The sequence below is a fragment of the Streptomyces sp. F001 genome (assembly GCF_004187715.1).
Taxonomy (GTDB): domain Bacteria; phylum Actinomycetota; class Actinomycetes; order Streptomycetales; family Streptomycetaceae; genus Streptomyces; species Streptomyces flavusporus.
Map to the genome: position 1 here is coordinate 1 of NZ_QZWF01000073.1, position 8,042 is coordinate 8,042.

The window sequence follows — 8,042 nt, forward strand, 5'->3', positions numbered from 1 at the left end:
CACGGACACGGAATGCGCCGATGCCGCTACCGAGGTCAGCCGAAAGCCCACCTGCAACACGTCCTCACGGCCATCGCGGTGAACATCGAACGACTCAGCGGTCAGTCAGCAACCGAGGAACCCTCTACACCGAGACCACCGACCGCCTTCCAGGCCTTCCTGGACCAGAACGAGATCCCCCGGTCAAAGTCCTGGCGAACCCTCGGCAGCTGAGCCCGACCATCCAAGATCCCCGACAGAGTCAAGCTGAAAGCACGGCGTTCCAGGGTGCGTCCCGTCCTGCGCGAGGCGTCGGCAGGTGCCCTCCCGCTTGTTGCAGGACACGCACAGCAGGCCGCGGATCGGGCCGGTGTGATGGTCGTGGTCGAAGGCATAGGCAGGGGCGCTGCACGTGGCGCAGGTGCCGTCCTGGATGTCATGCAGTCGCCACCAGGCGTACCAGATAGGTATGCGCGCTTCCGGCCACTGCTCGGGCAAGGGGCCGATCCAGGGCCGGGGCAGATAGCGATGCGCCACCCAGCCTCCGCACCTCTGCTCTGGCGGCACATGCACGGCCGCCATCGGCGGGCCCAGCTCCTCGTCCTGCCGGTACGGCAGAAAGTCGTCGCGGGCATGGCGACAGTAGTAGCCCAGGCCTCGAGTGGGGCTCCATAGGTGGTAGCCGGCCGAACCATCCAACGGGCGCCGGGCGTACCGCTGATCCCATATGCCGAGGTCGTCCGGCGCACAGGGTTCCTTGCCCGCGCGTCGGCGAACAGCAGCGTCGACGATCGCGACTATGTGAGCGGGGAGCGTCTGCTCACGAGAGCGATGTGGCCTGGGCATGGCGACCTCCAGGGCGGCATGTCGTTCCGCCGGTCATGCTGACGTATGGGGCTGACAACACGCCTTGAGGGAAAGGCCCGGGGGAATTGGGTCCCGCTGTCGCCCGAAGGATGAGACGGCCAAGCCGGGGGCGCTGGCCATTGCCGGAGGTCCACCGTGTGACCGTCTGCCGGGATGAGGACCGGAACGAGAAGTGCCTTGTGACCTGCAATGATGAGAGTTCTCGACGCTCACATCAGGGCGCCTCGTAAGTGAAAAACCCGGGTGCCGGTCTTCGCCGCGTTCGACGATCCGAATCTCTTGGCGCATGGCAGGTTGGGGCCGGCCATCCGACTGGCCGAGCGGTGAGGCCTGCCCGCCCGGCAACGACGGAAACAGCCGCCAGCAATCCCGGACGACCGCGAGTGACGAACTCGTGCGATGGGCGGTGAAAGCGTCCACGACTGGCTTGGCCGCCTGGGCGGTCTACTGGATCGAGCACCGCTGATCCGGTGCCGGCTGGGACTGCCCGAGGTACTCCCAGCCGGCCCCCTTGCCAGAGCAGGCGCGGGGAGACGGAGTCCTTCGGTGACAAACGAAGTCGACAACTCCTCGCTCACAGGGGGCAAGGTCTTCGTCAAGGATGAGTACGCCGGGAACCGACTGTGCCTACAGTCCCCGGTGTTCTGAATATTCGATGCACCAGTCTTTGCCTCCTGGGACCCTTGATCAGGCAGTGCGGGAGGGCAGGCACAACCTTGATCATTCTCGACGCATGCATTCTGCGGGCTGTGGTCTCGGCAGCGGTAGCGCGGAACTTCTTCAGACCATTCGCGCCGTCGGCACCGAAGGCATCTCCGTACCGTGGATGGTCCTGGAGGAGCTCGCGGCGCAGCAGGCTGTGAAGTACTGGCAGAAGTACGAGGCCGCTGTGCAGGCCATCGAAGCCCTCGACCAGAACACGCCCTGGAAGGTGCCGACCGTCCTCGGGGACTACGACCCCGAACGAGTCCGCAAGCACTGCGCAAGGAGTACCGCAACATCGTCGACGTGATCGAGACCAGCGAAAGCGCCCTCCGCGAGGCCGCGTTCCGCGAGGCCAACGGCCTGGCCCCGTGCAAGGTCAACGACGGTGGCAAGCAGACGAAGACGGGCTTCCGAGACACGGCCATCTGGATGTCGGCCATCGAGTACGCCCGCATCAATCCGGAGGAGACCGTCTACTTCGTCAGCTCCAACACCCGTGACTTCGGGGACGGCACCGCCTACCCCGATCCAATGGACCGGGACGTTAAGACCGTGTCCTATGTGATGAGGCGGCATCCGGCCACGGAGCCTCCGCAAAAACCCGTTGGCGGACCACGGCGACCGTTGCTAATCTCCCGGAGGCCGTGCGAGAGAACGAGGAGGTGGTACCCGTGAACGCAGTATCGACATGGGTGCTCCCCTCCGGGGTCACGGTCGGGCGATAGGCAGGTCGTCCGGGAGCGCCACTCTGAGCACTCCCGAAAGGCACGACCGTGCGATTCACTTCTGAACAGCGCCTCGACGACGGCGTCCTCGAGCGCGAATTCATCCTCGGCGAGATCCCCGGCACCCTGTGGACGCCCGGATCCGCACCGGCCCCGCTGGTCCTGATGGCCCACAACAACGGCCTGCCCAAGGCGGAACCCCGGCTGGTGGCCCGGGCCCGGTACACCGCGGCGCGCGGCTACGCGGTGGCCACCATCGACGCCGCCGGGTGCGGTGACCGTCCCCGTTCCGCCGCCGACGAGCAGGCCCGTGCCGACCTCCGGCGGGCGATGCAGGCCGGTGAGCCGGTCGACGAGATCTTCGAGTCCTTCATCGGCCCGCTGGTCGAAAACGCGGTCCCGGAATGGCAGACCACTCTGGACGCCCTCCTTTCGCTGCCCGAGATCGGCGGCCCGGTCGGGTACTCCGGGGGGTGGACCGCCCTCGGCATTCGGCTGGCGGTGGTCGAGCCGCGCATCGCGGCCGCAGGCTTCTTCGCCGGGGGGTACGTGCCCCGTGCTCAGCGCGAGGAGGCCCGGCAGGTCACCATTCCGCTGCTGTTCTTGCTGCAGTGGGACGACGAGGGGAACCCCCGGCAACGGGCCCTGGACCTGTTCGACGCCTTCGGCAGCAAGGAGAAGACGCTGCACGCCAATCTGGGAGGGCACACCGGCACCCCGTGGTTCGAGCTGGAGGACGGGTGCCGGTTCTTGGACCGGCACCTGAAGTGAGGCCGGGCCGTCTGGCGGGCAGCAGACGGTAGGCGGTGTCGGCCAGGATGCCGTCATCGAGGACAGGTCCCGGCCCTCCTCGATGGCGGTGGCCGGCAGATGCGCAACCGCCCCGATCGCGGCGGTACCGGCCATCGGCGGTACGGGCCGGTCGGGACGGCGCTCGGCCACCAGCGCCGCCATCAGCTGGGACCATGCCGTGAGGCACTCGGCCCGTACCTCGCGGATCACCGGGCAGGCGACCCACTCGACCACCAGCGCCCGGGCTGGGCCGGGGTTGGCGGCCAGCAGCCGGCAGTAGGTACGCATCGCGGCGTTCAGCATCCCGCGGGGGCCGTCGCTGGGCTCGGTGATCCGGCTGACCTCGGTGAACAGGACCTCGGTGGCGGCCTGGTACGCGGCGACGCCTACGGCATCTGGGTCGACCGGACCGGCCAACCCCGTGATCAGCCTGTGATGCTGGTGGTGGGCAGGTCCGGTCTGGGCTTGCCCACCACTCAACCGGTTCACGATGCATGGGAGTACGAACGTGCCAGAGATCAGCACCAGCGGCACCGTGGGTGTCGCCTCAGCCACGTCTCCGTCGCCGAACAAGCTCCGAGCCTCGGCCTGCCGGAATTCAGAGAAGGCGAGCCCGTAACCGTCACTCACGGGCTCATCACGATCACCACCCGCGTCCAGGACCACATGGCACATGTCACACTGCGTATCAGCGGCCACGCTCTAGCACCCGATGAGACATGGCAGTCCCTGGGGCAGTACCCCTACCGTCCAGTGCACACTGGACACATGGTGGTCAGCGAGACCGCCACAGGAGGCGCCTGGGCCTCGGGCCTGCGACTAGACCCAAGTAGCGTCTACATCGTGCACATTTACGCCAAAGGCCGCACAGACTCTCGGGAGCGGTGGCAAGCAGCCATGGACCGCGGCGAGTACGGCACCCGTGAACGCTTCGAAGAGTATCTGGCCGTCTTTGTTCCGACGGGGCGCCAGCAACCCCCGACAGCTCCGAGCAGAGTCGCATCCCGGTCGATGAGACAGGCCGACGTCCCAAGAACTGGACCGATATGTCCGGGTAGTTGAGACGCTCCGGGCTGATGGAGGCTCGATTCCCTGGGAGTTTCCTTCTATGTGACCACTGTTGGCATGACCCCTACGTGTCGCGACTGCAACTTCAGCATCTCAAAGAAGCCCCCGCCTGGTCGATCAGCACCTCGTACGTGCCCACTTCGGAGATACGGCCCTGGTCAAGGAAGGCGATCCGGTCGGCGAGACGGGTGTTGGCCAGGCGGTGGGTGATGAAGACCGTGGGCCGTCCGGCGGCCAGGGCCTTGAGCCGGGTGTAGATGCGATGTTCGGCGCGAGCGTCGAGCGCGGCGGTCGGTGGTGCTGGGTTACTTGGAGAGGATGCCTCCGGAAGGATCGGACACCTGGGGGTCATGGCCCAAAGGGGTCGTGCCGGTGCTGGACTGGGGCTGCGCCAGGTTCGCATGCGTGTACTGCCGCAGCGACGAAGGAACCGTCATGCTCTTCGAGCCCAATGCGATCAGCGGCCAGGATGTGTCAAGGGCGTGGTTCGTCGAAGCGGGCAGCCTCGCCTGCCGGCCTCCCAGCGCTACAAGCGCCACGACCGCAGATGGAAGCGGTACGAGAAGCAGCTGCCCGGCCACCGCGCGCAGATCGACGTGAAGTTCATCGAGCCGCTCGCCTCGATGTCCAAGGCCGCCGCGGCGGCCGCAACAAGTACTTCCAGTTCACCGCGATCGACGACTGCACCCGCCTGCGCGTCCTGCGGATCCACTCGACGCTGAACCAGGCCACCGCCATCCAGTTCCTTGACTACGTCCTCCCACGCCTGCCGTTCCAGGTCGAGGTCATCCAGAGCGACAACGGAGCCGAGTTCCGGTCCGCCTTCCACTGGCACGTGCTCGACAAGGGCATCGCCCACACCTCCATCAAGCCCCGCACCCCACGCCTGAACGGCAAGGTCGAACGCTCCCACCGCATCGACGCCGAGGCGTTCTACCGGCTCCTCGACGGCGTCATCATCGACGACGCCGAGCTGCGGGAGCGGCGGCACCGTCATCGGTGACGTAGTCAGACGCGAGTGCCGACCCGAACGTGCTGGCCGGCGCTCGCCCGGGCGTTCCCTACGCGAGCCCTCGTCCTACGCCGTGCACGGCTGATGGTGCGCTCGCCAGGACTCACGGACGAAGAAGATGCCGTCGAGGTTGGGACCGTGCTTGGTGTCGGCGGCTTCGAGGAGTACGCGCCCAGAGCCGTCGAGGTTCAGGGTATGGCTGTCGCCTCCCTACCCGCATGGACAACGATCGGCAGACCGAACGTGGGAGCAGTTCCCTCCCATAGCCGCCTTGGGGATGCGCATCCGGCGCAGCAGATCGCGAGTGAGGCGATCGTCGAGCGTGGTACGCCAGGTGACACCGGGATACTGGAGTGCAGATGCGACAGGGCCCTGGTGCCCAGCCCGCTGTCGCGGAACGGTTCGTCGAGGACGACATCGTGGCGGCGATGAACGCGTTGATGCCGCTGGAGTCCATGAACGTCGCTCCGCGGAAGACAGCCACGATCCGCGGTGCTGCCGCCCCCTCCGGCGGAAGCAGAGCCTCCTGCACGAGAGGGCACGGCCTCCTGTGCAGGCCGGCCACGCCTACAGAGACTGGCGGTAATCGCTGTACGGGGAGCTGGCCCTCATCGACGCAGATTCAGATCGGGCGGATGTTCTCCGCCTGGGGGCCCTTTTGGCCCTGGGTGACGTCGAATTCCACCTTCTGCCCCTCCTGCAGCTCGCGGTAACCCTGGGCGGCGATGTTGGAGTAGTGGGCGAACACATCCGGCCCACCACCCTCCTGCTCGATGAAACCGAAGCCCTTCTCGCTGTTGAACCACTTCACAGTGCCCCTGGCCATGACTGTCTCCTTCGCGGGAACCGGCCCGCGCCTTGCGGACCCGGGAGGTGATCGCCTTGGTCCGGAGAGGCGCTGAAAAGCAAGAACGCCCGTGATCGCGATCACGGGCGAACGGGAACTTCGGAACCACGACTGCTGGATTACGACGCTACACGGGGCGGCTGGCAGCCGCTACCGCTGACGCCGGCACTGGGTGCCAGCAATGAGGGCCAGCCTGACTCTGTTGACTCTCAAGTGGTTCGCCGAATCACTCACCGACAGAAGCCGCCCGACCGCGCTTGCGAGAGCCGTCCCGAGACCTGTGAGGGTTCAGGCCCCGGGGCGGCTCATCAATGTACGTCTGGCGCGCGCCTGAAGCACGGCGCAGCAGGCTGCCCTCACCATCTCGGCCCACCCGAGAACTCCGCTCCCGCGATCACCGAGGGATGCGTTCCTCAGCGGCGGAAATGACCATCTCGCGCCGGCGGTGACGCCGCTCGTATTCCAGCACCTGATGGGCCGCGCTGACGGGCTCGCTCTGCAGCCGGGCCATGATCTGGCTGGGCTCCGCGCACGCACAGTGCGACAGAACACTGACGAACTGGACACGGCGTCTTGAGCCTTCGTCGACCCGCACACCGCGACTGCGCGCGGCGGCCCGCACCGCGAATGCGACACCGTGCACCGGGAACCGTTCCATCGCTACGACCCCAGCTCACCAAGGAGGAGCTCACCGCCGCCCGCCTGATCAAGATCGACGTGGAGGGCAGCGAGGCAGCGGCCGTGCGCGGGCTCGCCCCGGTCCTGCACCGGCTACGCACGGACATCGCCGAACGCCTTGACGTCCCTGAGAGCGTAGGTGCCGATCCGTTCCCACGGCTGACGTTCCGCCCCGCCTGTGCGCGCCTCGATGCGGGCCGGCTTGGGGACGTCGACCTGCCTCAGACGGGTACCCGGTTCGGGATCGCAGTGTGCTCGACGCTCCGGGCCGTCCGCCACAGCGCGGCGGAGAGCCACAGCAGGATGACGCCGACCAGGACGTGCAGCGCGCTGGTGAGCAGGGAGTCGGGGAGTGCGGTCAGGAACGCGAACAGGGGCAGGACGACGGCGTAGCCCCACGACGGAATCCTCGGGAACACCCGGGCACGGATCATCGCCGCCCCGAACAGGACGCAGCCCACGGCGAAAACGGCCGCGGAGCCGATGAGCGCGGGGACGGTAGGGCCGGTCAGTGCCTCGTCGACGACGTCGTCGTCGTCGAAGTAGAACAGCACCAGGTTCGAGGCGAACGCGGCACCGCCGAACAGGCCGAGGCCAATGAGGTTCACGGTGCGGGCGACGTCCCCGAAGCGGCCGGTGGCCGGGCGCTGCCGCAATTGCAGCCCGGTGAGCAGCGGCAGGGCGAGAGCGCGAACGCGACGCTGGTCGCGGACGTCTCGCCGGTGAATGCCTCGACCAGCGCGGGCAGGGTGATCAAGAGGCCGGACAGCGCCCCGCACAGGGCGTCGACGCGGAACGTCGATGAGGTGGTGGGTGAGGACATGAGGCCACTCCGGTTGCTCGGACAGTGGGTCAGGGCCGTCACCGTAGGGAGCGGCCGGGCAGTGGCTGAACGAAGCGAGGCGGTCGGTGAGACTCGCGCTGGGCGACGCACGGCAGTCGGTCCGTGCACTACGGGGCGAGGCGCCGCGCCCCCCGCTGTCGGCCGCGCTCGCCGACCTGGCGCACAGCGGTGGAGGCACGGCCGCAAGTCACCGTCGAGGTGAGCGGCGACCAGGACGGCTACGGCACGCTCGAACTGACCTCCTTGTACCGGGCCGCGCAGGAGGGCGTGACCAACGCGCGCCGGCATGCGCGGGCCACGCGGGTGACGGTGGTGCTCCGCCTGGCCGACGACGCCACGCGGCTCGTGGTGACCGACGACGGCCGAGACTCACGGCCCCCTGAGTGGGCGCCTTGATCTTGGTTCGGAGCCGTTACGGGGGCCCTCCGGGGACACGTGAAGGTCCCACTGCTGCTTTTCTGCAAGTCAGAACGCTTCTTCACCACTGACCTGTGGTGGGGCGGGTGGGACTCGAGCCCACGGCCG

The 8,042-nt window shown here is 67.6% G+C and carries 11 protein-coding genes; 6 read left to right on the forward strand and 5 right to left on the reverse strand.

Annotated elements, in window-relative coordinates; genetic code table 11:
• The first annotated feature begins 12 nt into the window (after window positions 1–12).
• The 4 genes from StrepF001_RS43290 to StrepF001_RS43310 all read left to right on the forward strand — a co-directional run bounded on the left by StrepF001_RS43290 (window position 13) and on the right by StrepF001_RS43310 (window position 3,047).
• Entirely contained in the window at window positions 13–213 is a 201-nt protein-coding gene (locus tag StrepF001_RS43290) for a transposase (RefSeq protein ID WP_240797981.1), read from the forward strand.
• A gap of 1,366 nt (window positions 214–1,579) precedes the next feature.
• Window positions 1,580–1,858: a hypothetical protein gene (locus StrepF001_RS43300; protein WP_129803568.1), complete on the forward strand. Its 279-nt coding sequence runs from the start codon at window positions 1,580–1,582 to the stop codon at window positions 1,856–1,858.
• Window positions 1,855–2,226: a PIN domain-containing protein gene (locus tag StrepF001_RS43305; protein ID WP_129803569.1), complete on the forward strand. Its 372-nt coding sequence runs from the start codon at window positions 1,855–1,857 to the stop codon at window positions 2,224–2,226. The genes StrepF001_RS43300 and StrepF001_RS43305 overlap by 4 nt, the downstream gene beginning before the upstream one ends.
• Window positions 2,227–2,324: 98 nt before the next feature.
• Window positions 2,325–3,047, forward strand: coding sequence for an alpha/beta hydrolase (locus StrepF001_RS43310; protein ID WP_129803570.1), 723 nt, complete (start codon window positions 2,325–2,327; stop codon window positions 3,045–3,047).
• 1,174 nt (window positions 3,048–4,221) lie between these two features.
• Here the strand turns inward: StrepF001_RS43310 and StrepF001_RS43315 are convergent.
• Entirely contained in the window at window positions 4,222–4,488 is a 267-nt protein-coding gene (locus StrepF001_RS43315) for a hypothetical protein (protein WP_206307150.1), read from the reverse strand.
• A gap of 195 nt (window positions 4,489–4,683) precedes the next feature.
• Here StrepF001_RS43315 and StrepF001_RS43325 point away from each other — a divergent pair, with 195 nt between their 5' ends.
• Window positions 4,684–5,139: a DDE-type integrase/transposase/recombinase gene (locus StrepF001_RS43325; RefSeq protein WP_240797980.1), complete on the forward strand. Its 456-nt coding sequence runs from the start codon at window positions 4,684–4,686 to the stop codon at window positions 5,137–5,139.
• Window positions 5,140–5,770: 631 nt separating this feature from the next.
• Here StrepF001_RS43325 and StrepF001_RS43340 read toward each other — a convergent pair.
• The 4 genes from StrepF001_RS43340 to StrepF001_RS46795 form a co-directional block, all read right to left on the reverse strand.
• Window positions 5,771–5,974, reverse strand: a complete 204-nt coding sequence (locus StrepF001_RS43340) for a cold-shock protein (RefSeq protein ID WP_129803571.1) — start codon at window positions 5,972–5,974, stop codon at window positions 5,771–5,773.
• 415 nt (window positions 5,975–6,389) lie between these two features.
• Window positions 6,390–6,653, reverse strand: a complete 264-nt coding sequence (locus StrepF001_RS43345) for a hypothetical protein (protein ID WP_129803572.1) — start codon at window positions 6,651–6,653, stop codon at window positions 6,390–6,392.
• A gap of 241 nt (window positions 6,654–6,894) precedes the next feature.
• Window positions 6,895–7,281, reverse strand: coding sequence for a hypothetical protein (locus tag StrepF001_RS46790; RefSeq protein WP_206307151.1), 387 nt, complete (start codon window positions 7,279–7,281; stop codon window positions 6,895–6,897).
• On the reverse strand, window positions 7,278–7,496 hold the full coding sequence (locus StrepF001_RS46795; RefSeq protein ID WP_206307152.1) for a hypothetical protein: 219 nt from the start codon (window positions 7,494–7,496) through the stop codon (window positions 7,278–7,280). Before StrepF001_RS46795 ends, StrepF001_RS46790 begins: the two co-directional genes overlap by 4 nt.
• A 189-nt stretch (window positions 7,497–7,685) precedes the next feature.
• On the opposite strand from StrepF001_RS46795, the gene StrepF001_RS43355 reads away from it, so the two are divergent.
• Window positions 7,686–7,913 (forward strand): ATP-binding protein, encoded by a 228-nt coding sequence (locus tag StrepF001_RS43355; protein WP_129803573.1) that lies wholly within the window; start codon window positions 7,686–7,688, stop codon window positions 7,911–7,913.
• The last annotated feature ends 129 nt before the right edge of the window (window positions 7,914–8,042 follow it).

Excerpts from the sequence above, each read along its gene's own strand:
- StrepF001_RS43300 (WP_129803568.1), top strand. The coding sequence starts at position 1,580 with ATGCATTCTGCGGGCTGTGGTCTCGGCAGCGGTAGCGCGGAACTTCTT.
- StrepF001_RS43340 (WP_129803571.1), bottom strand. The coding sequence starts at position 5,974 with ATGGCCAGGGGCACTGTGAAGTGGTTCAACAGCGAGAAGGGCTTCGGT.
- StrepF001_RS43325 (WP_240797980.1), top strand. The coding sequence starts at position 4,684 with ATGGAAGCGGTACGAGAAGCAGCTGCCCGGCCACCGCGCGCAGATCGA.
- StrepF001_RS43315 (WP_206307150.1), bottom strand. The coding sequence starts at position 4,488 with ATGACCCCCAGGTGTCCGATCCTTCCGGAGGCATCCTCTCCAAGTAAC.
- StrepF001_RS43290 (WP_240797981.1), top strand. The coding sequence starts at position 13 with ATGCGCCGATGCCGCTACCGAGGTCAGCCGAAAGCCCACCTGCAACAC.
- StrepF001_RS46795 (WP_206307152.1), bottom strand. The coding sequence starts at position 7,496 with ATGTCCTCACCCACCACCTCATCGACGTTCCGCGTCGACGCCCTGTGC.
- StrepF001_RS43345 (WP_129803572.1), bottom strand. The coding sequence starts at position 6,653 with ATGGAACGGTTCCCGGTGCACGGTGTCGCATTCGCGGTGCGGGCCGCC.